The 22,857-nt window shown below is 73.5% G+C and carries 16 protein-coding genes; 10 read left to right on the top strand and 6 right to left on the bottom strand.

Annotated elements, in window-relative coordinates; all coding sequences use genetic code 11:
- Positions 1 to 46: 46 nt before the first annotated feature.
- From ACIBG6_RS14530 to glgP, 5 genes are all read left to right on the top strand, one after another.
- Positions 47 to 1,477 (top strand): 4-hydroxyphenylacetate 3-hydroxylase family protein, encoded by a 1,431-nt coding sequence (locus ACIBG6_RS14530; RefSeq protein WP_399222932.1) that lies wholly within the window; start codon positions 47 to 49, stop codon positions 1,475 to 1,477.
- Positions 1,474 to 2,907: an MFS transporter gene (locus ACIBG6_RS14525; protein ID WP_399222931.1), complete on the top strand. Its 1,434-nt coding sequence runs from the start codon at positions 1,474 to 1,476 to the stop codon at positions 2,905 to 2,907. Before ACIBG6_RS14530 ends, ACIBG6_RS14525 begins: the two co-directional genes overlap by 4 nt.
- Before the next feature lie 91 nt (positions 2,908 to 2,998).
- A complete protein-coding gene (locus ACIBG6_RS14520; protein WP_399223357.1) occupies positions 2,999 to 4,105 on the top strand; it encodes a monodechloroaminopyrrolnitrin synthase PrnB family protein in 1,107 nt (368 codons plus the stop codon).
- Between the two features lie 19 nt (positions 4,106 to 4,124).
- A complete protein-coding gene (locus tag ACIBG6_RS14515; RefSeq protein WP_399222930.1) occupies positions 4,125 to 5,474 on the top strand; it encodes an FAD-dependent monooxygenase in 1,350 nt (449 codons plus the stop codon).
- A gap of 133 nt (positions 5,475 to 5,607) precedes the next feature.
- Positions 5,608 to 8,163: an alpha-glucan family phosphorylase gene (gene glgP, locus ACIBG6_RS14510; protein WP_399222929.1), complete on the top strand. Its 2,556-nt coding sequence runs from the start codon at positions 5,608 to 5,610 to the stop codon at positions 8,161 to 8,163.
- A 55-nt stretch (positions 8,164 to 8,218) separates the two neighbouring features.
- Here the strand turns inward: glgP and ACIBG6_RS14505 are convergent, their stop codons facing one another.
- The 4 genes from ACIBG6_RS14505 to ACIBG6_RS14490 all read right to left on the bottom strand — a co-directional run bounded on the left by ACIBG6_RS14505 (position 8,219) and on the right by ACIBG6_RS14490 (position 13,670).
- Positions 8,219 to 9,739: a sensor histidine kinase gene (locus ACIBG6_RS14505; RefSeq protein ID WP_399222928.1), complete on the bottom strand. Its 1,521-nt coding sequence runs from the start codon at positions 9,737 to 9,739 to the stop codon at positions 8,219 to 8,221.
- Complete coding sequence (locus ACIBG6_RS14500) at positions 9,732 to 10,388, bottom strand: response regulator (protein WP_399222927.1); 657 nt, start codon at positions 10,386 to 10,388, stop codon at positions 9,732 to 9,734. Before ACIBG6_RS14500 ends, ACIBG6_RS14505 begins: the two co-directional genes overlap by 8 nt.
- Positions 10,389 to 10,489: 101 nt before the next feature.
- Positions 10,490 to 12,520, bottom strand: coding sequence for a M4 family metallopeptidase (locus ACIBG6_RS14495; protein ID WP_399222926.1), 2,031 nt, complete (start codon positions 12,518 to 12,520; stop codon positions 10,490 to 10,492).
- 241 nt (positions 12,521 to 12,761) lie between these two features.
- Positions 12,762 to 13,670 carry a TetR/AcrR family transcriptional regulator C-terminal domain-containing protein gene (locus ACIBG6_RS14490; protein WP_399222925.1) on the bottom strand — a complete coding sequence of 303 codons (909 nt, stop codon included), beginning with the start codon at positions 13,668 to 13,670 and terminating at the stop codon, positions 12,762 to 12,764.
- 124 nt (positions 13,671 to 13,794) lie between these two features.
- Between ACIBG6_RS14490 and ACIBG6_RS14485 the strand changes: the two genes are divergently transcribed.
- Positions 13,795 to 15,288: an MFS transporter gene (locus ACIBG6_RS14485; RefSeq protein WP_399222924.1), complete on the top strand. Its 1,494-nt coding sequence runs from the start codon at positions 13,795 to 13,797 to the stop codon at positions 15,286 to 15,288.
- Between the two features lie 159 nt (positions 15,289 to 15,447).
- On the opposite strand, the gene ACIBG6_RS14480 is transcribed toward ACIBG6_RS14485, so the two are convergent.
- Positions 15,448 to 17,298 (bottom strand): ABC transporter ATP-binding protein, encoded by a 1,851-nt coding sequence (locus ACIBG6_RS14480; protein ID WP_399222923.1) that lies wholly within the window; start codon positions 17,296 to 17,298, stop codon positions 15,448 to 15,450.
- Positions 17,295 to 19,088: an ABC transporter ATP-binding protein gene (locus tag ACIBG6_RS14475; protein ID WP_399222922.1), complete on the bottom strand. Its 1,794-nt coding sequence runs from the start codon at positions 19,086 to 19,088 to the stop codon at positions 17,295 to 17,297. Before ACIBG6_RS14475 ends, ACIBG6_RS14480 begins: the two co-directional genes overlap by 4 nt.
- Positions 19,089 to 19,247: 159 nt before the next feature.
- Between ACIBG6_RS14475 and ACIBG6_RS14470 the strand changes: the two genes are divergently transcribed.
- Genes ACIBG6_RS14470 through ACIBG6_RS14455 form a run of 4 tightly spaced genes read left to right on the top strand, consistent with a single transcriptional unit; the run spans position 19,248 to position 22,850 of the window.
- Positions 19,248 to 20,153, top strand: coding sequence for an ABC transporter ATP-binding protein (locus ACIBG6_RS14470; protein WP_399222921.1), 906 nt, complete (start codon positions 19,248 to 19,250; stop codon positions 20,151 to 20,153).
- The gene (locus ACIBG6_RS14465; protein WP_399222920.1) at positions 20,150 to 20,899 is read left to right on the top strand and encodes an ABC transporter permease; all 750 of its coding nucleotides are present in this window, start codon (positions 20,150 to 20,152) and stop codon (positions 20,897 to 20,899) included. The genes ACIBG6_RS14470 and ACIBG6_RS14465 overlap by 4 nt, the downstream gene beginning before the upstream one ends.
- Positions 20,896 to 22,212 carry a sensor histidine kinase gene (locus tag ACIBG6_RS14460; protein ID WP_399222918.1) on the top strand — a complete coding sequence of 439 codons (1,317 nt, stop codon included), beginning with the start codon at positions 20,896 to 20,898 and terminating at the stop codon, positions 22,210 to 22,212. The genes ACIBG6_RS14465 and ACIBG6_RS14460 overlap by 4 nt, the downstream gene beginning before the upstream one ends.
- On the top strand, positions 22,209 to 22,850 hold the full coding sequence (locus tag ACIBG6_RS14455) for a response regulator (protein ID WP_399222917.1): 642 nt from the start codon (positions 22,209 to 22,211) through the stop codon (positions 22,848 to 22,850). The genes ACIBG6_RS14460 and ACIBG6_RS14455 overlap by 4 nt, the downstream gene beginning before the upstream one ends.
- The last annotated feature ends 7 nt before the right edge of the window (positions 22,851 to 22,857 follow it).

Here is a 22,857-nt window from a genome sequence, read left to right as displayed (position 1 = left end):
CTCGGGACGGCAGAGCCGTGACACCCCGAGGAGAGGCGAGCGACCGGTGACGAGGTCCGGGCAGGAGTATCTGGAGGCGCTGCGGGACGGGCGCGAGATCTGGCTCGACGGGGAGCGCGTCAAGGACGTCACCGCGCACCCCGCGTTCCGGGCCTCCGCGGCCTCCTTCGCCGGTCTGTACGACCTCGCCGACGATCCCGTGCACCACCCCGTCCTGGTCCAGGGCGGGGTGCGGCGCGCCTACGCCGTGCCCCGCTCCTACGAGGACCTGGTGGCCCGCCGCCGGGCCTTCCGGACGACGGCCGGGGCGAGCTACGGCTTCCTCGGCCGCACCCCCGACTACATGGCCGCCGGCGCGGCCGGGTTCGCCGCCGCGCCCGCCGTCTTCACCGGCGCCACCTTCGACGGCGCGGAGCACGCCCTCGGCTTCCACCGCCGGCTCGCCGAGGGCGACCTGCACGCCGCCTTCACCCTCACCGACCCGGCCTCGGGCCCCGGCGAGGACGACCTCACGCTCCGGATCGTCGGGGAGCGGGACGGCGGGATCGTCGTCCGCGGCGCCAAGACCATCGGCACCGGCGCCGTCTTCGCCGACGAGATCCTCGTCGGCACCATCGAACCGCTGGCCGACGACGACACCGAGCACGCCGTCACGTTCTCCCTACGGCTCGACACCCCCGGCCTCAAGCTGATCTCCCGCACCTCCTACGAGGCGCGCTCCCGGTCCGTCTTCGACCACCCGCTCTCCTCCCGGTACGACGAGAACGACGCGATGCTCGTCTGCGAGGACGTGTTCGTGCCCTGGGAACGGGTCCTCACCTACCGGGACCCGGCCACCACCGGCGCCATCTGGTGGCGGACCCCCGCCTACCTGAACTTCGTCCACCAGTCCGCCACCCGCTTCTGGACGAAGCTGGAGTTCCTCACCGGCCTCGCGATCCTCGTCTCCCGCTCCCACGGCACGGAGAAGCTTCCGCCCGTCACCCAGGCCCTCGGCCGGCTCCTCGGCATGGTCGCCCAGGCCAAGGCCTTCGTCCTCGCCGCCGAGGCCTCGTACGAGGAGGTCGACGAGGGCCGCGGCGGCGTCCGGCCCGGCCAGGAGATCTCCTTCGCCCAGCGGATCATGGCCGGCGAGCTCTACCCGCGCGCCCTCCAGGACATCAAGCTCCTCGCGGGCGGCGCCCTCGTCCAGCTCCCCGCCAGCGGCCGGGACCTCCTCCACCCCGAACTCGGCCCGCTGGTCCGGCAGTACTTCCGCGCCCCGGGCCACCCCGCCGAGGACCGCCTCAAACTCCTCAAGCTCGCCTGGGACGCGCTCGGTTCCGAGTTCGCCGGCCGCCACGAGCAGTACGAGCGCTTCTACCACGGAGCCCCGCACGTCTACCTGACCATGCAGACCTGGGCCGGCTCCGCCGAGCAGTGCGAGCGGCTCGCCCAGGACTGCCTCGACGGCTACGACCTGGGGACGACCCGGTGACGACACCGCCACCGGGGCCGCGGCGCGGGGCACTCGCGCTGCTCGCCTCCACCCAACTGCTCCTGATCATGGACACCGCGATCGTCAACGTCGCCCTGCCGTCCGTCGGCGAGGACCTCGGCTCCGGCTCCGCCGGCCTCTCCTGGGTCGCCAACGCCTACCTGATCACCTTCGGCGGACTCCTCCTCCTCGGCGGACGCGTCGCCGACCTCCTCGGCCACCGGCGGGTCCTCCTCGCCGGACTCGCCCTCCTCGCCGCGGCCTCCGCCGTCGGCGGGCTCGCGCCCGGTGCCGCCGCGCTCGTCGCCGCCCGCGCCGCCCAGGGCGTCGGCGCCGCCCTCGCCGCGGCCGCCGCCTTCGCCCTGCTGCTCCTGCTCTTCCCCGACGGCCGCGCCCGGCACAGGGCGCTCGGCGCCTTCGCCGCGATGGGCGGCCTCGGCGGCGTCCTCGGCACGGTCCTCGGCGGCGCCCTCACCGACCTCCTCGGCTGGCGCTCCACGTTCTGGCTGAACGTCCTGCTCGCGGCCGTCCTCGCCGGCCTCGCGCTCCGGCTCCTCGACGACCGCGCCGGCCGCCTCCGGCCCGGCGGCTTCGACCTCACCGGGGCGCTCACCGCGACCGCCGGGCTCGGACTCGTCGCCTACGCGCTCGTCGGCGGGGCCGAGGCCGGCTGGACCTCCGCCCGCACCCTCGCAGCCGGCGGAGCCGGCCTCGCGCTGCTGCTCGCCTTCGCCGCCGTCGAGACCCGCGCCGCCGCCCCGCTCGTCCCGCCCCAGGTCCTCGGCCGCCCCGCGCTCCGCCTCGCCAACCTCCTGGCCGCGCTCGCCCAGGTCACCCTGTTCCCGATGTTCTTCCTGGTGAGCCTCTACCTCCAGAGCGTCCTCGGGTACGCGCCCCTCGGCGGCGGCCTCGGCCTGCTGCCGCTCTCGCTCGTCGTCGTCGCGGTCGCCCCGCAGACCGGCCGGCTCATCTTCCGGCTCGGCCTGCACCGGGCCATGACCCTCGGCTTCGTCCTGCTCTGCGCCGGGACCCTCTGGCTGGCCCTCGCGCTCACCGCCGACGGCACCTTCGCGACCACGGTCCTCGCGCCCAGCCTGCTGATCGGCGCCGCCCTGCCGCTCGTGATCGTCACCACCAACGTGGCGGCCACGGCCGAGGCCGCCCCCGAGGAGACCGGACTCGTCTCCGGACTCGTCAACACCGGCCAGCAGTTCGGCTCCGTCCTCGGCCTCGCCGTCCTCGTGGCCGTCGCCACCTCCCGTACCGAGGCCCACGACGCCGCCCGCGCCGTCGCGGAGACGGCGGGCTTCCGCGCCGCGCTGCTCACGGGCGCCGCCTTCGCCGCCCTGGCCGCCCTGCTCTCCGTACGCCTCCACCTCCCGGAGCCGGCCCCGTCCCCCGAGGACGCCGCGGTACCGGAGCGACGCTGACCCCCCGTACCTGACGTGAACGATGCCCACGACCACCTGGCGGGTGAGCCGTGTTCCTCCGGCTGACCCGCCCCGAAGAAGGGAAAGCTTGGTGCTTGGCGATCCGCGCCATCGGACCGAGGACATACGCGCCGCCGACCCGCTGGGCGCCGACGCCCTGCTCGCCGCGGTGCCCGCGATGAACGCCCGGGCCGACACCGCCGCCCTGACCGTCGCCCTGCGCGCCCTGGTCCCCGATCCGGACCGGGCCGCGCAGTGGTGCGTCGGGGCCGCGCTGGCCGCGATGCGGGACCTCGGCATCCTGCTCGGCTCGCTGAAACGCCACGGGGTGCAGCCCCTGGCCGCCGTCCCCGAGGCGCTGCCGGTCCTCGAACTCCTCGGCCGCCGGACGGACATGGTGCCCCGGGACACCGTCCACCACTACACGACCTGGAACCCGGTCGGGCGCCGCCGCCGCTCGTACACCGGCCATCCGGCCGAGGCCCGGCTCCAGGAGGCGGTCCGCATGGTCTTCCCGGGGCTAGTCGCGGCGGTCGACGACTGCTCCAGGGTCGCCCGGCTCGAACCGTACGACGCCGGTTTCGCCGCCGCCCTGGACCGGGTCGCCTGCCACGTACGGGCGATGGTGGACGCGATCGACCTCACGGTCGCGCACGTCTCGCCGGAGTACTTCGCGGTGACCCTGCGGCCGTACTTCGAGGAGGTCGAGGTCGCGGGCCGCGACTACCTGGGGCCGGCCGCCGCGCAGGTCCCGCTGTGGCTCGTCGATCTGACGCTGTGGCAGTGCGACCGCTCCGACCCCGCCTACGACACCTTCCTGGCCGAGTCCCTGCCGTACGCGCTGCCGTCCTGGCGGGAGTTCCACGCCGTCCACCGGGGCGGGGTGTCGGCGGTGAGCAAACTGTCGGCGGCGATGAGCTGGGAGAGGGCGGACCGGCTGCCGCCCGAACTGGTGGCCTCGGCGGCCGCGCTCGGCCGGGTGCTACGGATCCTCAAGGCCTTCCGGGCCCGCCACCTCGGCATCGCCCGCAAGGCCTACAGCGACGACGTGCGCCTGTACGAGGAGGGCAGCGGCGGCGCCCCGATCGCGCTGCTGCGCGCGATCCTGGACCTGACCAGGGAGAACGAGACCATGGTGCGCCGCACGACCGTGCGGCGCCGTCCCGCCGGGGCCCCTGTCGGGCCCGCGGTCGCGTAGCGACGCGAAGGAGCAGTCGATGAACCTCCATGCCTCCTCCCTGGCTTCCTCCCTCTACCCGCGGAGCCCGCACGTCGTGATCGCCGGCGGCGGTATCGCCGGACTCACCACCGCCCTCTCCCTGCACGCCGCCGGATTCGAGCGGGTCACGGTCGTCGAGGCGGCGGCCGCGATCCGCCCGGTGGGCGCCGGGCTCAACCTGCTGCCGAACGCGGTCCGCGAACTGGACGCCCTCGGCCTGCTCGACGCGCTGGAACCGGGCTCCCTGCGCACCCGCGAGCTGCGCTACTACCACCGCTCGGGCGGGCTGATATCCCGCGAGCCGCGCGGACTCGGCGCGGGCTACCGCTGGCCGCAGCTGTCCGTGCACCGCGGGCACCTCCAGCAGGTCCTCGCGGGCGCGGTCCGGGCCAGGCTCGGCGCGGCGGCGCTGGTGACCGGCGTCCGGGTGAGCGGCGTGGAGCCGCTGCCGGACGGGCGGCCGCGGCTGCGCCTGGAGCACCGACTGGGGGCCGTCCGGGGCCGGGCCTCGCTCGAACCGGACGTGCTGGTGGGCGCGGACGGCATCAGATCGGCGGTCCGGGCGGCGCTGTATCCGGGCGAGGGCGGGCCGCCGTGGAACGGGATGCTGGTGTGGCGGGGGGTGTCCCGGATGCCGGCGCGGGCGGTGGGTTCGTTCATGCTCGTCGCGGGCGACGACCGGCAGAAGGCCGTGGTGTACCCGATGAGCCGGCCGACGGGGCCGGGGCGGGAGGTCCTGGTCAACTGGGCGCTGGCCCGTCCGGCGGAGGCCGGGCGCGGGGCGGGGTGCGAGGGGGAGGGGAAGCGGGGCGACTGGGACCGTTCCGTCCCCGTGGAAACGTTTCTCCGCTTCTACGACGGCTGGGAGTTCGACGGCGTCAGCGTCCCCGACATCCTGCGGGCCGCCGACTCCGCGCACGAGTACCCGATGGTCGACCGCGAGCCGCTGGACCGCTGGACCCACGGCCGTACCACCCTGGTCGGCGACGCGGCCCACGCCATGTACCCGACCGGCTCCAACGGAGCCACCCAGTCGATCGTCGACGCCCGCGCCCTCGCCCACGCGCTGGCCCGCCACGACGACCCGGCCGAAGGCCTCGCCGCGTACGAGCGCGAACGCCGGCCCGCCATGACCGCGCTCCAGCGCGCCAACCGCCGGCTCGGCCCCGAGGCCGTCATCACACTCGCCCACGAGCGCGCCCCACACGGCTTCACCGACATCCACGACGTCGTCCCGGCCGAGGAACTCGCCGCCGTCGCCCGGCGGTACGCCGCCACGGGCGCCTTCGACCCGGACACCGTCAACCAGGGCTCCCCGTACGAGGTACCGCTCCCCGCCATCGGCTGACGCGCGCCGCGCCGACCCGCCCCCCGTGCGCCGTGGTCCGGCGCGCCGCCGTGCCCTAACGTCGGAGCGGCACGCCGGACGCACAGCGTGGTGCGTCCGCTCCGCTCCGTACTCGCCTGCGAAGGTGGACAACGTGAAGGCAATCCGTCGATTCACCGTGCGTCCCGTCCTCCCCGACACCCTTCGACCCCTCGCCGACCTCGCGCACAACCTGCGCTGGTCCTGGCACGAACCCACCCGCGCGCTCTTCGACTCCCTCGCCCCGGAGAGCCGGACCTGCACCGACCCCGTCCGGGTCCTCGGCGCCCTCGAAGCCCCCCGGCTCGCCGCGCTCGCCGCCGACCCGGACTTCCTGGCCCGGCTGACCGCCGCCGCCGAGGACCTCGACACCTATCTGCGCGCCCCCCGCTGGTACCAGGGGCAACCGGGCCGGCCGCCGGCGGCCGTCGCGTACTTCTCGCCCGAGTTCGGCGTCGCCGCGGCCCTGCCCCAGTACTCCGGCGGCCTCGGCATCCTCGCCGGGGACCACCTCAAGTCCGCCAGCGACCTCGGCGTCCCCCTCGTCGGCGTCGGCCTGCTCTACCGGCACGGCTACTTCCGGCAGTCCCTCGGCCGCGACGGCTGGCAGCAGGAGCAGTACCCCGTCCTCGACCCCGGCGAGCTGCCCGTCACCCTCCTCCGCGAGGCCGACGGCGCCCCCGCCCGGGTCACCCTCGCGCTGCCCGGCGGACGCAGCCTGCACGCCCACATCTGGATCGCCCAGGTCGGCCGCGTCCCGCTGCTCATGCTCGACTCCGACGTCGAGGAGAACGCCCCCGGCGAACGGAGCGTCACCGACCGGCTGTACGGCGGCGGCAGCGAGCACCGGCTCCTCCAGGAGATGCTCCTCGGCATCGGCGGCGTCCGCGCCGTCCGTACGTACACCCGGCTCACCGGCACCCCCGACCCCGAGGTCTTCCACACCAACGAGGGCCACGCCGGCCTCCTCGGCCTCGAACGCATCCGCGAACTCCAGGGGGAGGGGCTCGACTTCGACAGCGCCCTGGAGACCGTCAGGGCCGGGACCGTCTTCACCACCCACACCCCCGTCCCGGCCGGCATCGACCGCTTCGACCGGAGCCTGGTCGCCCGCCACCTCGGCCAGGACGGCGCGCTCCCCGGCGTCGACACCGGGCGCGTCCTCGCCCTCGGCGACGAGACCCCCCTCGGCGGCGACCCCGGCGTCTTCAACATGGCGGCCATGGGGCTGCGCCTCGCCCAGCGCGCCAACGGCGTCTCCACCCTCCACGGCGCCGTCAGCCGGGCCATGTTCGCCGGGCTCTGGCCGGGCTTCGACGCCGACGAGGTGCCCATCACCTCCATCACCAACGGCGTCCACGCCCCCACCTGGGTCGCCCCCGAGGTCGGCCGGCTCGGCCCCGACGCCGACGACCGGGAGCTGTGGGAGCTGCGCCGCACCCTGCGCGAACGGCTCGTGACCGACGTACGGGAAAGGCTGCGGGCCTCCTGGCGGCATCGGGGCGCGGCAGCCGCCGAACTCGGCTGGACCGACTCCGTCCTCGACCCCGACGTCCTCACCGTCGGCTTCGCCCGGCGCGTCCCCTCGTACAAGCGGCTCACGCTCATGCTGCGGGACAAGGACCGGCTGCGCGCCCTGCTGCTCCACCCCGAGCGGCCCGTGCAGCTCGTCGTCGCCGGCAAGGCGCACCCCGCCGACGACGGCGGGAAGCGGCTCGTGCAGGAGCTGGTCCGCTTCGCCGACGACCCCCGGGTCCGGCACCGGATCGTCTTCCTGCCCGACTACGGCATGGAGATGGCCCGCGGCCTCTACCCCGGCTGCGACGTCTGGCTCAACAACCCCCTGCGCCCCCTGGAGGCCTGTGGCACCAGCGGCATGAAGGCCGCCCTCAACGGCTGCCTCAACCTCTCCGTCCTCGACGGCTGGTGGGACGAGTGGTTCGAGCCCGACTTCGGCTGGGCCATCCCCACCGCCGACGGCGCGGCCGCCGCCGACGAGGACCGCCGGGACGACCTGGAGGCCGCCGCCCTCTACGAGCTGATCGAGCGCCGGGTCGCCCCCCGCTTCTACGACCGGGGCCCCGACGGGGTGCCGGCCGGCTGGACGGCGATGGTCCGGCGCACCCTCGCCGACCTCGGCCCGAAGGTGCTCGCCGACCGGATGGTCCGCGAGTACGTCGAGCGGCTCTACGTCCCCGCCGCCGACGCCCGCCGGGCGCTCACCCCGGACCGGGCCCGCGACCTCGCCGCCTGGAAGGCCAAGGTCAGGGACGCCTGGCCCAAGGTGTCCGTCGACCACGTCGAGGTCGGCGACGGGCTCGCGGACGACCTGGCGGACGCGGAGCTCGGCTCGACCCCGGTCGTCCGCGTCCGTGTGGCCCTCGGCGCGCTGAGCCCCGACGACGTCGAGGTGCAGGCCGTCACCGGTCGGGTCGACGCCGACGACACCCTCGCGGACACCCGGACCGCCACCCTGAAGCCGGCCGGCGGCCCGGACCTGGAGGGGCGGCAGCCGTACGCCGGCACCCTGGAGCTCGACCGGACCGGCTCCTTCGGCTGCACGGTCCGCGTCCTGCCCGCCCACCCGCTCCTCGCCCACCCGGCCGAACCGGGGCTCGTGGCACTGCCGGAGGAGACGGCGGGGGAGGGCGCGGGCGTGCTGCTGCGGTAGGGGGTGTCTTGTCGGTCGAGCCCGGCCTGACCGGCAAGACACCCCCTAGGCGGTGTCAGCGCACCTCGGCCTTGTCGGCGAGGTGCCCGTCGACGAAGCAGAGCCGGTACACCGGGACCGCGGCGAGCAGCGTGGAGCGGTAGTACCGGCACTCGTCCATGCCGGGCGGCTCCGCCGGAACGCCCTTCGGCGGGCCGTCCAGCGGATGGTCGGGCAGGTCCTCGGCGTCGGTGATGGCGGTGAGGGTCTGGCCGATCCGCATGTGATCGTAGTCGTCCGGTTCCAGATACGACTGGTGCTGGGTCCACAGGGCGACCCCGGCCATGAGCAGACCGAGCGCGGCGAGCAGCGCCAGCGGGATCCAGATGGCCTGGGCGAGGCCCTTGCGGACCTGGCGGCGGACGCGGTCCAGCTCCCGGGCCGAGGTGGGCGCGGCGGGGGAGGACGACGGGGGGCCGGCGGGCGTGCGGCGCGGCAGGGTCGCGCGGACCGCGAAACCCCCGTCGGGCGTGGGCCCGTGGGCGAGGACCCCGCCCGCGAGCCGTACGCGCTCGTCGAGGCCGACGAGTCCGGTGCCGCCCGAGGCGAACGGCGACCCGGCCGTGCCGGGGCCGCTCACGACGTTCACGGTGACGCGCTCGGGAGCGGCCTCGACCCGGACGTCCACGGCGCCGCCCGGCGCGTGCTTGGCGGCGTTGGTGAGCGCCTCCTGGACGACCCGGTGCAGTGCCCAGCCGGCCATCCCGTCCGGCTCGTGGCCCTTCCCGGTCACCGTCAGGGCCACCGCGAGGCCCGAGGCGCGGGCGCGGGAGACCAGCTCCTCGACCGGTGCGCCGCCCGGGGCCGTGGGCGCCGGGTCCTCGTCGGGCTGGCGCAGGACGCCGATGACGTCCCGGAGGCGGGCCGTCGCGTCGGCCGCCGCACGGCGCAGTTCGCCGGCCGCGTGCTGCTGGTCGGGGCCGAGCGCCGGATCGACCTCGAGGGCGCCGGCGCGCACGGCGATCAGGGCCAGGTCGTGGCCGAGGGAGTCGTGCATGTCGCCCGCGATCCGGGAGCGTTCCCGCAGCCGCTCCCGGTCGGCGACGGCCGCCTGCTCGCGCTCCATCCGGTCGGCGAGCTCCCAGCCGCTGTGCACGAGACGGTCGTACTGGCGCACGTAACGGCCGATCAGCCACGGCGCGACGATCGCCAGGGCCAGTGCGAGCAGCAGCGTGAACCACTGACCGAGCGAGGTGGCGGTGATCCGGGTGAGGAGCAGCCCGACCGCGGCCACCGCGCCGAACAGCCACAGCGCGCTCCGGGTGTGCTCCTGGCGGCGCCCCGCGAGATAGCCGAAGGCGATGAGCGCCAGGCTGTACGAGGGGGTGAACAGCTCCAGGGTGGCGGGCAGGCTCGCCGCGACCGTGACGGCGATCGGCGCCAGCGGCCACCTCCGGCTGATCGCGACGCAGCCGCCGAGCACCACGATGCCGACGGCGACCTGCGGCCAGCTCCCGCCGTCGTTGGGGTCCGACCTCAGCAGGACGGGGACGCACAGCAGCAGCCAGAGACCGAGGTCGAAGAGCCGCTCACGCATCGGGGACCATGCCCGCCTCGTACGCGAGGACCGCGAGCTGGACGCGGTTGCGGAGCCCCAGGCGGCCCAGGACGGCGCTCACATGCGCCTTGACGGTGCCCTCGACGACGTACATGCGGTCCGCGATCTCCTGATTGGAGAGCCCGGCGCCGAGGAGGGCGACGACCTCCCGCTCGCGTCCGGTGAGCGGTTCCAGGCGGGCCCGCGCCGCGGCGGCCCGGCCGAGGCGCTCGCCGCCGAGGGTGTCGATGACCCGGCGGGCGACGGTGGGGGAGAGGGCGGCGCCGCCGCCTGCCACGGCCCGGATCCCGGCGATGAGTTCGCGCGGGTCCCCGGACTTGAGCAGGAAGCCGCCGACGCCGAGGGCGAGCGCCCGTGCGATGTAGGCGTCCTCGGAGAAGGTGGTGAGCATGACGGCCGCCGTGTCCGGGACGGTCCTGCGGAGCTCCTCGGCGGCGCCGAGCCCGTCGAGCCGGGGCATCCGAATGTCGAGCAGGGCGACGTCGGGCCGGTGCACGCGCGCGAGCTCGACGGCCTCGTGACCGTCGCCGGCCTCGGCGACCACCTCGATCCCGGGGTCGGTGGTGAGGATGGCCCGGACCCCGGCCCTGATCATCGTCTCGTCGTCCGCCAGCAGCACCCTGATCATGCGCCCAGGGTAGGCAGACGCGTGAGGCGGACGCGCGGACGCCCGGAGGGAAGGTTCCCTCCGGGCGTCCGTCAGTTCACTTCAGGCTGTACGGTCCCGGGTTACGGGAAGGTCAGCTTGAAGTTGTTGATGCGGCCGGTGTCGACCGAGGCCTTGTCCTGGACGCGGAGCTTCCAGGCGCCGTTCGCGACCTCGGAGGAGGCGTTCACGGTGAAGGTCTGGACGATGTTGTCGGCGCTGCCGCCGGACCGGTTGCTCAGGCTGTAGGCCGAGCCGTCCGGGGCGACGAGGTCGACGACGAGGTCACCGCGGTAGGTGTGGACGATGTCCACGTCCACCTTGAGGGTGGCCGGCGCGTTCCCGGCGATGCCGGTGACGTTGATCGTGGAGGTCACCGCGGCGCCGTTGTCCGGGATGGAGACGTCGGTCCCGTTCTCGAAGACCGTGCCCGTGGGCGGCTCGGTGCCGCCGGGGCGGGTACCGACGTTGACTCCGGCCCAGGCGTGCTGGACGGCGAGGACCTCGGGGCTGCCGGCGCCGTACAGCTCCGTGGCCACCGCGACCGTGCCCGTGCGGGCGCCGGCGTAGTTGGTGGAGGAGTTGAACTTGGTGGTGAGCGCCTTGAACCAGATCAGCGAGGCCTTGTCGCGGCCTATGCCGGTCACGGGCAGGCCGTCGGAGGTCGGCGAGTCGTAGTTCACGCCGTTGACGGTCTTGGTGCCGCTGCCCTCGGAGAGCAGGTAGTACCAGTGGTTCGCCGGGCCCGAGGAGTAGTGGACGTCGACGCTGCCGATACCGGAGTACCAGTAGTCCTTGGACGAGCCGTCCTTGCTCGGCTTGTCCATGTAGCGCAGCGGGGTGCCGTTGCCGCGGATGTCGATCTTCTCGCCGACGAGGTAGTCGCCCTTGTCCTGCGCGTTGTTGGCGTAGAACTCGACGGCCGCCGCGAAGATGTCCGAGGTCGCCTCGTTGAGGCCGCCGGACTCGCCGCTGTAGACCAGGCCGGCGGTGACGGAGGTGAGGCCGTGCGTCATCTCGTGCGCGGCCACGTCGATGGACGTCAGCGGCTTGGCGTTGGCCGCGCCGTCGCCGTACGTCATGCAGAAGCAGGAGTCCTGCCAGAAGGCGTTGACGTACGCGTTGCCGTAGTGGACCCGGGAGTACGCGCCGACGCCGTCGCCCCGGATGCCGGAGCGGCCGTGCACGTTCTTGTAGTAGTCCCAGGTGAGCGCGGCGCCGAAGTGCGCGTCGGCGCCCGCCGTCTCCAGGTTCTGCGGGGTGCCGTCGCCCCACACGTCGTCGGAGCCGGAGAAGAGCGTCCCGGTGCCGGACGTACCCCGGTTGAGGTTGTACGTCTTGTGGTTGCCGCGGGTCGTGTCGGTGAGCGTGTACGAGGGCGCGGTGCCGAGCGTGACCGAGCCGCTGTACTGGGTGTTGCCGGTGCCGGTGTGCACGGCCTGCCACTCGTACAGCTTCGCGCCGCTCTTGGCGTCGGTGACGACGTGCAGCTCGTTCGGGGTGCCGTCGTGCTGGAGGCCGCCGACGACGGTCTCGTACGCGAGGACGGGCGCGCCCTTGGCCATCCAGACGACCTTGCGCGGGGCGCGCTCGGCCTCGGTCTTCTTGGAGCCGTCCGCCGCGGCGAGGCCGACGGCCTGCTTCTCGGCGGCGGCCGGGGCGACCGTGGCCGTGAGGTCGACGTTCTTCAGCTCCGCGCCGGAGGACTTGGTGACACCGGTGGTGGCGCCGGCCTTGGACTCGGCGACGATCAGGTCACCGCCCAGGACGGGCAGTCCGGCGTAGGTGCGCTCGTAGCGCGTGTGGGTCGTGCCGTCGCGGTCCTGCACGACGTCACGGACGACCAGCTTCTCCTGGGCGCCGAGGCCGAGGGACTTGGCCGTGGCGGCCTTGTCGGCGTCGGCCGCCTTGATGAGCGCGGTGCGCTCGGCGGGGGTGAGGTCGGCCGGGAGCTTGCCGGGGTTCGCCGACGTGCCCTGCTGGGCCTTGGGAGCGATGGTCCAGGGATCGTCGGCCGCGGTGGCGGATCCGGTCTGGACGCTCACGGCGAGCATGGCGGCGGCAGCGATCAGAGCGCCGGTCGCGGTGGCGCGACGGCTGGGCGTGGATCTCACGCAGACTCCTTTTGCGAGGGGGGTACCGGCGGACTGGGTCGGTCCGTCCGGGCGGAGCAAGGAGAGCTGTGGAGCACGTTCGAAGCTGTGGAGCGCGTACGGAGCTGTGCGACACGTTCGGGTGAAGCGGCGAACAGTGATACGGACAACCGGGGAGAGAGTGACAGGACTGACGGGTACCTGTCATGAGTGCGTCGGCAAGTTGGCCGGAACTCGTCCGCTGCCCGTACGTCCGTGTTCGTTAACCGGACGTTTCGTCGATCATGGACGCGATGCCGTCCAGCGTTCGCTGGAGCCCGAATTCGAAGAGCGCGTCGAGGTCGAGACCGTAGACCCCGTCGGTCGTGACCGAGTCCAGCTCGGGGTACGAACCACCCGCCTGGATCGCGTCGAAGCGTGGCTCATTCTGTTCCATCCACTCGCCGTCGGAGATCCCCGTGTCCTGCCGCGCCTGCTCCTCCAGATCCGCCGCCATCGACAGCCCCTGGACATAGGCGAAGATCAGCAGATGCGCGTGGAGCTTCTCCGTGTCCGTCAGCGGAGTGCCCCGCAGCGACCGCAGCACCCACTCCAGGTACGCCATCGCGTTCGGGCTCGCCACCGGCCGCGTGAACGACGCCATCGCGTGCGCCATCCACCGGTGCCGGGCGTACACCTCGCGCAGCCACCGCGCCCCCCGCTCCAGGCCCACCCGCCACTCCGCCGGCACCGGCCCCAACGGCACCTCGCTACAGGCCGCGTCCGCCATCAGCCGCACCAGCTCCGCCTTGCCCGGCACATGGCGGTACAGCGTCATCGTCGACACCCCGAGCACCGTCGCCACCCGGCGCATCGTCAGCGCGTTCAGCCCCTCGGCGTCCGCCAGTTCCAGCGCCGCGTCGACCAGTCGCTCCCGGGACAGGGGCTCCGCGTCCGGCGTCGCGTTCTGCTTTCCTTGCGCGACGACCACCGTGCCCACCCCCGGCTCGGGCCGCACCAGGCCCTCCTGGCGCAGCACCCCCAGCGCCTTCGTGGCCGTCGCCATCGCCACGCCCCACTCGCGCGTGACCGCCCGCGTCGACGGCACCCGGTCCCCCGGGGACAGCTCGCCAGACCGGATGCGGCGGCGGAGCTCGGAGGCGATCGCCAGGTAGGGCGGTTCGGTCTTCATCGGCCGAGTGTACTAGTGCGGTCGGGACGGTGTACGCCGTGTCGAGGCGGGGAGTTGGGGGTTCCTTCCGGCGTGCACTAGGGCGGGAGTGGCCTCGTACGCCTGGTGCTGCTTCCTTGCCCGTATGACACTCACCGCAAGCCCCGGCCACACCGCCGGACCCGGGCCCGCCCGCGCCGGACGGCGCGAATGGGCCGCCCTCGGCGTCCTCATGCTGCCCCTCCTCCTCGTCTCGATGGACGTCTCCGTCCTCTACTTCGCCATCCCGTCCATCAGCGCCGACCTGAACCCCGGCGCCACCGAACAGCTCTGGATCCTCGACACCTACGGCTTCGTCCTCGCCGGACTCCTCGTCACCATGGGCGCCCTCGGAGACCGCGTCGGTCGCCGCAGGCTCCTCCTCGGCGGCGCCGCCCTCTTCGGCGTCGCCTCCGTCGCCGCCGCCTACGCGCACAGTCCCGGTGCGCTCATCGGCGCCCGCGCCCTCCTCGGGCTCGCCGGCGCCTGCCTCATGCCCGCCACCCTCGCCCTGATCCGCAACCTCTTCCAGGACCCCGCCCAGCGCGCCAAAGCCGTCACCGCGTGGACGTCCGTCATGGCCAGCGGCATCTCCCTCGGGCCCGTCGTCAGCGGCGCGCTCGTCGAACACTTCTGGTGGGGATCCGTCTTCCTCATCAACCTGCCCGCCATGGCTCTTCTTCTCGTCCTCGGGCCCCTGCTCCTTCCCGAGTCCAAGGCGGCGGTTCGTGGCGGGCCGTTCGACCTGGTGAGCGCGGGGCTCTCGCTTGCCGCGCTGCTGCCCCTCATCTACGGGATCAAGGAGCTCGCCAAGGGTGGGTGGGCGCCGCTGCCCGCTCTCGGAGTGACCGCTGGGCTGGTGCTGTGCCTGGTGTTCGTCCGTCGGCAGGCCCGGCTCGCCCATCCCGTGGTCGACCTCCGGCTCATTCGCACCCGGGCCTACGGCGGCTCCGTCCTCGTCAATCTCCTCGCCATGGTCGCCACCGTCGGCTTCGCCGTCTTCCTCACCCAGTACCTGCAGTCCGTCCTCGGCCAGAGCCCCTTCGAGGCCGCCCTGTGGAGCCTCGTCCCCGCGGTCGGCGTCCTCGTCTCCGCCCCGGTGGCCGCCGTGCTCGCCCGCCGGGTCGACCGCGCGTACGTCATGGGCGGCGGGCTCCTCGTCGCCGCCGGCGGCTTCGCCTGGCTCGCCGCGATCGACCGCGCCACGCCGTTCTGGGCGGTCCTCGTGGCCTCCGCCCTCTACGCCGCCGGACTCGTCTCCGCCATGACCCTCGCCAACGAACTCGCCCTCGGCGCCGCCCCGCCCGAGCGCGCGGGATCCGCCGCCGCCGTCCTCGAATCGGGGCAGGAGCTGGGTGGCGCGCTCGGGATGGCGATCCTCGGGTCGATCGGCGCGGCCGTCTACACCGCCGCCATGCCCTCCTCGGCTCCCGCCGCCGCCCGGGAGACTCTGGGGGGTGCGCTCGGGGGGTCGGCGGCTGTTCTCGACTCGGCGCGGGGCGCCTTCGTCGACGCCATGGGCGGCGCCGCTTTGGGGGCTTCGCTGTTGATGCTTGTGGCCGCTGGGGTGGCTGTCGGTCTGTTGCGGGGGCGGTCCTGAGTGGTGGTGCCGTGGGGGACGTTCCGGGGGTCGCGTTCGGGACTGCATGATGTACGGCGCTTGCGGGTCCCGGATCCGCTGATCCTTTCTCGTGCGCCACACATCACGCTCTACGTCCCGAACACGACCCCCTCCACGTCCCCCACGCCCGTCCGTCGTTCAGCCCACCAGGCTGTCCCGCCACGCCTGGTGCAGGCTCGCGTAGCGGCCCTCGCCCGACACCAGGATCGTGGGCGTGCCGTCCTCGACCACCCGGCCGTCCTCCATCACCAGGACCCGGTCCGCCACCTCGACCGTGGACAGGCGGTGGGCGATGACCACCGCCGTACGGCCCGCCAGGACCGTGTCCATCGCCCGCTGCACCGCGCGTTCGCCCGGCACGTCCAGCGAGCTCGTCGCCTCGTCCAGGATCAGGACCGCCGGGTCCGCCAGCAGCGCCCTCGCGAACGCCACCAGTTGGCGCTGGCCGGCCGAGATGCGGCCGCCTCGCTTGCGTACGTCCGTGTCGTAGCCGTCCGGGAGGCCCGTGATGAACTCGTGGGCTCCGATTGCTCTGGCGGCCTTCTCGATGTCTTCGCGGGTCGCGTCCGGGCGTCCTATCGCGATGTTCTCCGCCACCGTTCCGGAGAAGAGGAACGCCTCCTGCGTGACCATCACGACGCCTCGCCGGAGGTCCGGGGTGGTGAGGTCCCGGAGGTCGACTCCGTCCAGGAGTATCCGGCCGTCCGTGGGGTCGTAGAAGCGGGAGAGGAGTTTCGCCAGGGTCGATTTGCCTGCGCCTGTGGCGCCTACCACTGCCACCGTCTGGCCCGGCGGGATCTTCAGGTCGAAGGTGGGCAGGACCTCGCCGCCCGTCCGGTAGGCGAAGCGGACCCTTTCGAAGACCACCTCTCGGCCCGGTGTGCCCGGGCGTTCGGGGAGTTTCCGGGGATCCGTCGCTTCCGGGACTCCCGGTTCCTGTGCCAGGAGGCCGGCGATCTTGGCGAGGCTGGCTGCCGCCGATTCGTACGAATTGAGGAACATGCCCAGGCGGTCGATCGGGTCGTACAGGCGGCGCATGTACAGCACCGCCGCCGCGAGGACGCCCAGGGCGAGGGTGCCGTCCGCGACTCTGTACGCGCCCCACAGGCACATGCCCGCCACCGCCGTGTTCGCGACCAGCCGCGAACCGACCACGTAGCGGGCCATCTCCAGGAGCGCGTCGCCGTTGCTGCGCTCGTGGCGGTGGTTGAGTACCGCGAACTCGGCGTCGTTGGTCTGCTCGCGGCGGAACGCCCGGACCGGGCGGATTCCGTTCATCGTCTCCGCGAACTTCACGATCACGCCCGCGATCGCCGTGGACCGCTCGGCGTACACCTTGCCCGCGCGACGCCGGTAGAGACGGACGAGGAGGGAGAGCGGGAGGAAGGACGCCACTGCCATTGCTCCGATGCCCAGGTCCAGCCAGAGCAGGATGACGGCGATCGAGACGAAGGAGAGGACTACGCCGATCAGTTCCTGGAGGCCCTCCGAGAGCAGTTCGCGGAGTGACTCGACGTCGGTCGTGGAGCGGGATATCAGGCGGCCCGAGGTGTAGCGCTCGTGGAAGTCCACGCTCAGGACCTGGGCGTGACGGAAGATCCGGCCCCGGAGGTCCAGGAGGACGTCCTGGTTGACGCGGGCCGCCACCCGTACGAAGGCGTACTGGAGGAGTCCCGAGAGAGCGGCGCAGAGCAGGTAGCCGAGCGCCACCGCCACCACCGGGCCGTGGTCTCCCGCGCGGAAGGCCGGGACGCCCCGGTCGATGGCGTACGCCACGAGCAGCGGGCCCGCCTGGACCGCCCCCTCCTTGACCAGGAGGATCAGCGCGGCGGCCGTGACCCGCAGGCGGTGGGTCGCGAGGAGGGAACGCAGGAGTGTGCCCGTCGCCCCCTGGGGGGTCGGCAGGTCGTCCCGGTCGAAGGGGTCCGTGGGTGGTGTCCCGGGGAGTTCCTGGGGGTCGGTTTTCGTTGTGACGATGGTCTCCGTCATCGGTGCTCGTTCCCCTCGTCGCCGGACATCAGCCAGGCGTACTCCGCGCTGCTCCGCAGCAGTTCCTGGTGGGTGCCGACCGCGGTGATCCGTCCCTCGGAGAGCAGCGCGACCCGGTCGGCCAGCATCACGGTCGACGGGCGGTGCGCCACGACCAGTGCCGTCGTCTCGCGCAGCACCTCCCGCAGGGCCGCCTCCACGCGCGCCTCCGTGTGGACGTCGAGCGCCGAGAGGGGGTCGTCGAGCACCAGGAAGCGGGGCTTGCCGACCACCGCGCGTGCCAGCGCGAGCCGCTGCCGCTGACCGCCCGAGAGGCTCAGGCCCTGTTCGCCGACCTGCGTCGCCGTTCCGTCCGGCAGGCGGTCCACGAAGCCGTCGGCCTGGGCCACGCCCAGGGCGCGCCGCAGTTCCGGTTCGCCGGCCTCGGCCGCGGCGCCCATCAGGACGTTCTCCCCGACACTCGCCGAGAACAGCGTCGGCTCCTCGAAGGCCACCGACACCAGGGTCCGCAGCCGCTCCCGCTCCATCAGGGCGATGTCCTCGCCGTCCAGCAGGATCCGCCCGCCGGTCGCCTCGTGCAGGCGCGGTACGAGCGCGGTGAGCGTCGTCTTGCCGGAGCCGGTGCCGCCGACCAGGGCCAGTGTCTCGCCGGGGCGGATGTGCAGGTCGATGCCGTCCAGGACGGGGGCTGATTCGTTTGGTGCGTCCGGGTAGCGGAACGACACGCCCTCGAACCGCACCCCGTCGGGGGCGTCTGTCGGTGGGGTGGGGGAGGTGGGGGTTTCCGGCTCCTCTTCCGCGTCCATCACTTCGAAGTACCGTTCCGTCGCGGTCGCCGCCTCCTGGCTCATCGCCAGGAGGAAGCCGATCGACTCGACCGGCCAGCGCAGTGCGAGCGCCGTCGACAGGAACGCGACGAGCGTGCCCGCCGACAGGTCCCCGTCCGCCACCTGCACGGTGCCGAGGACCAGCGCCGCCCCGATGGCCAGTTCGGGTACGACGGTGATGACCGCCCAGATCATGGCGAGCAGCCGGGCCTTGGTCAGTTCGGTGCCCCGCAGCAGCTCCGCGAGCGCCCGGAAGGCCCGGGCCTGGCTGCGGTGCCGGCCGAAGCCCTTGACGATCCGGATGCCGAGGACGCTCTCCTCGACGACCGTCGTCAGGTCGCCGACCTGGTCCTGGGCGCGACGGGCCACGACCCCGTACCGGCCCTCGAAGAGCGAGCAGACGATCACCAGCGGCACGACGGGGGTGAGCAGCACCAGGCCGAGGGACCAGTCCTGGGCGAGCAGCAGCACGTAACCGGCGAGGATCGTCACGCCGTTGACCAGGAGGAAGGTCAAGGGGAAGGCCAGGAACATCCGGACCAGCATGAGGTCGGTCGTGCCGCGCGAGAGCAGCTGCCCCGAGGCCCACCGGTCGTGGAAGGCGATCGGCAGCCGCTGGAGCCTGCGGTACAGATCGGCCCGCATCCGCGCCTCGACGCCGGAGAGCGGCCGCGCGACCAGCCAGCGCCGGTACCCGAAGAGGACGGCCTCGGCGATGCCGAGCAGGAAGAGGTAGAGCGCCCCCAGCCATACGCCGCCCGGATCGCGGTCGGTGATGGGTCCGTCGACCATCCATTTCAGGACGAGCGGAATGACCAGTGACAGGCAGGAGGCGACGATCGCGACGATCGCGGCGGTGAACAACCGCACCCGCACGGGCCGGACGTACGGCCACAGCCGCAGCAGCACGCGTATCGCCGAACGGTCGGGGGAGGGCTCTGGGGGCAAGGGTTTCTCGGGCATCAGGTCCGACCATACGGTTCACCACTGACGCGTCTCATCCGGTTTTCGAGCCGGGCCCGACGGCCCCGGGGGTCGTACCGGCCGTCAACCGATCGGTTGATGCGGCTTCGAGCGCGATGGCCGATACCGGCGGCCCGGCCGGATCGCCAGGCTGAGGCCATGACAGCGATCGAGGTGCAGGGACTGCACAAGGCGTACGGCGACCGGAAGGTCGTCGACGGGGTCTCCTTCGAGGTCGGCGAGGGCGAGATCTTCGGGATCCTCGGGCCCAACGGCGCCGGCAAGACCACCACCGTGGAGTGCGTCGGGGGACTGCGGACCCCCGACGAGGGACGGGTGCGCGTCTGCGGGTACGACCCCGCGACGCAGCGCGACGAGGTCACCAGGGTCCTCGGCGTCCAGCTCCAGGAGAGCGAACTCCAGCCGAAGCTGACCGTCCGTGAGGCGCTCGACCTGTACGCCTCCTTCTACGAGCGGCCCGCCGACCGGCAGGAGCTCGCGGAGCGGCTCGGGCTGCTGCCGCATCTGCGGACCCGGTTCGGGAAGCTCTCGGGCGGGCAGAAGCAGCGGCTCTTCATCGCCCTCGCGTTGATCGGCGATCCCCGGGTCGTCGTCCTCGACGAACTCACCACGGGTCTCGACCCGCGGGCCCGCCGCGAGGCCTGGGAGCTCGTCGAATCGATCAGGGACAGCGGGGTGACCGTCCTGCTCGTCACCCACTTCATGGAGGAGGCGCAGCGCCTCTGCGACCGGATCGCCGTCCTCGACCGAGGGCGGATCGCCGCGCTCGACACCCCGGAAGGGCTGATCGGGCGGTCCGCCGCCGCCAAGGAGATCTCCTTCGCCGCCGACACCCCGCTCGACCCGGCGGAGCTGCGGGCACTGCCCGGGGCCGCCGCCGTCGCGACGAAGGACCACCGGACGATCGTCAGCGGCACGGAGGAGACCGTCGCCGCCTTCGTCTCCCTCCTCGCCCGCCGGGGCGTCACGGCCGGGCAGCTCCGGGTCACCGACGCCACCCTCGACGACGCCTATCTCGACCTGACGGGAGCCGAACTCCGATGAGTACCACCAGCCCTGCCGCGGCCGTCCTGCGGACCGAGGTCCGCCTCTTCACCCGCGAACCCGGCGCCTTGTTCTGGGTGATGGCCTCACCGACCGTGCTGGTCGTGATCCTCGGTCTGATCCCTTCCTTCCGGGATGCCTCCGAGGACCTCGGCGGTCGTCGCGTCATCGACCTCTACGTCCCCGTCTCCGTCCTCTTCGCCCTCATCATGGCCGCGGTCCAGTCCATGCCCGCGGTCCTCTCCGGCTACCGCGAACGCGGCATCCTGCGCCGCATGTCCACCACCCCGGTCCGGCCCGCGACGCTGCTCGCCGCCCAGATCGCGCTGTACGCCGCGGCCACCCTGGTCTCCGCGGTGCTGGTGATCACGGTGGGGCGGCTCGCCTTCGGCGTCGCGCTGCCGGGGAACCTCGCGGGATACGCCCTCGCCCTGCTCCTGACCGTGGCGGGCGGTCTGGCCCTCGGCGCCACCGTGTGCGCGGTCTCCCGGACCCAGGGCATCGCCTACGCCGTCGGCTCGGCCGTCGCCTTCCCCGCGATGTTCACGGCCGGGGTCTGGGTGCCGGTCCAGGCCATGCCGGATACGCTGCAGCGGATCGTCGGGCTCAGTCCGTTCGGTGCCGCCTCGCAGGCCCTCGACGCGGCCGCTTCGGGCGGCTGGCCCGGCTGGACGGAGCTCGGGGTGCTGGCCCTGTGGACGGCCGTGCTGACCGGCGCCTCGGTGCGCTGGTTCCGCTGGGAATGAGAGGGGGCGGCGGGGTGCCCACCACCGTCGAGGAGCGCTGGCGCCAGTTCTTCCGCTGGGGGCCGTACGGCCTGCTCGGCGTCGCCGCGGCGATCGCCGCGGCGTCGGCGGACGTGTTCATGGACCGTACGGAGCGGGTGACGGCCGGTGTCCTGACGGCAGCGGTGCTTCTCCTCCACGTGGTGTGGGACCACCGCTGCCGCCGGGTGGTGGCGGCCACCGGGTGGGGGCCCGAGCAGCCCGACCGCGGACCCGTTCTCGTGCCGGGGGCGCCGGGGCCCGCCTCCGTCGTCCATTTCGTCCTCCGTACCGCCCTCGCCTTCGCGTTGACCTGGCTCAACCCCTTCTTCGCGATCTACGCGTGCGTCGGCTACTTCGACGCCGTCCACCTGCTGCCCCGCCGTCTCGCCCACGCCGGGCTCCTCGCCACCGCCGTCACCATGGCCGGCTCGCAGTCCGGCGGCCTGCCGCCGGCCTCGCTCACGCAGTGGCTCGCCCTCGGCGGCCTGTTCGCCCTGAACGCCTGCCTCGCCATGGGCTTCTCGCACCTCGCCACGAAGGACGCGGAGAAGGCCGCCGAGCGCGCCGCCACCATCGCCGAACTCGGCCGCACCAACGCCCGCCTCGAACGGGCCCTCGCCGAGAACGCCACCCTCCAGGCCCAACTCCTCCTCCAGGCCCGGGAGGCCGGGGTCGCCGACGAGCGCCGCCGGCTCGCCGCCGAGATCCACGACACCATCGCCCAGGGCCTCACCGGCGTCATCGCCCAGCTCCAGGCCGCGGCCGCCACCCCCGACCGCGAGCGCGCCGACACCCACCTCCGGCGGGCCGCCGGCCTCGCCCGGGACAGCCTCGGCGAGGCCCGCCGCTCCGTGCGGAACCTGAGCCCGGTCGCCCTGGAGCACGACACCCTGTCCGAGGCCCTGCGCAAGACCGTCGCCGACTGGGCCGAACGCACCGGAGTCGACACCCGGTTCACCGTCACCGGCACCGAACTGCCCCTCCACGACGAGGTCGCCGCCACCCTCCTGCGGATCGCCCAGGAGGCCCTCTCCAACGCCGCCCGCCACTCCGGCGCCTCCCGGGCCGGCGTCACCCTCTCCTACATGGGCGACGAGATCACCCTCGACGTACGGGACGACGGCCGCGGCTTCGACCCGCACGCCCGGCCCGAACACGACGGCGCGGGCGGCGGGTTCGGCCTCGACGGCATGCGCGCCCGCGCCGAACGGCTCACCGGCTCCGTCACCGTGGAGGCGGCCCCGGGCGAGGGCACGGCGATCTCCGCTCGCGTACCGTTGGGCGCGCCATGACTGACATCACCCTTCTGATCGTCGACGACCACCCCGTCGTACGGGACGGCCTGCGCGGCATGTTCACCGCGGCCGGCTCCGGCTTCCGTGTCCTCGGCGAGGCCTCCGACGGCGTCGAGGCCGTCGCACTCGCCCTCGGCCTCGACCCGGACGTCGTCCTCATGGACCTGCGCATGCCCGGCGGCAACGGCGTCGACGCCATCGCCGAGCTCACCCGCCGCGGCGCCCGCTCACGGGTCCTCGTCCTCACCACGTACGACACGGACACGGACACCCTCCCGGCGATCGAGGCGGGCGCCACCGGCTACCTCCTCAAGGACGCGCCGCGCGAGGAGCTGTTCGCGGCCGTACGGTCCGCCGCCGAGGGCCGCACCGTCCTCTCCCCGGCCGTCGCCACCCGCCTGGTCACCGCCGTCCGCACACCGGCCGTCGCCGACACCACCCTGTCCGCGCGCGAGAGCGAGATCCTCGGCCTCGTCGCGAAGGGCACCGCCAATCGCGCCATCGCCGCCGAGCTCTTCATCAGCGAGGCCACCGTCAAGACCCATCTCACCCACATCTACGGCAAGCTGGGCGTCAAGGACCGCGCGGCCGCCGTCGCCGCCGGCTACGACCGCGGAATCCTGGGCCGCACCTGACCGCCCT

The organism is Streptomyces sp. NPDC050842 (assembly GCF_044456565.1).
In the GTDB taxonomy this organism is placed as follows: Bacteria; Actinomycetota; Actinomycetes; order Streptomycetales; family Streptomycetaceae; genus Streptomyces.
This window is presented reverse-complemented; position numbering and strand designations above follow the sequence as displayed.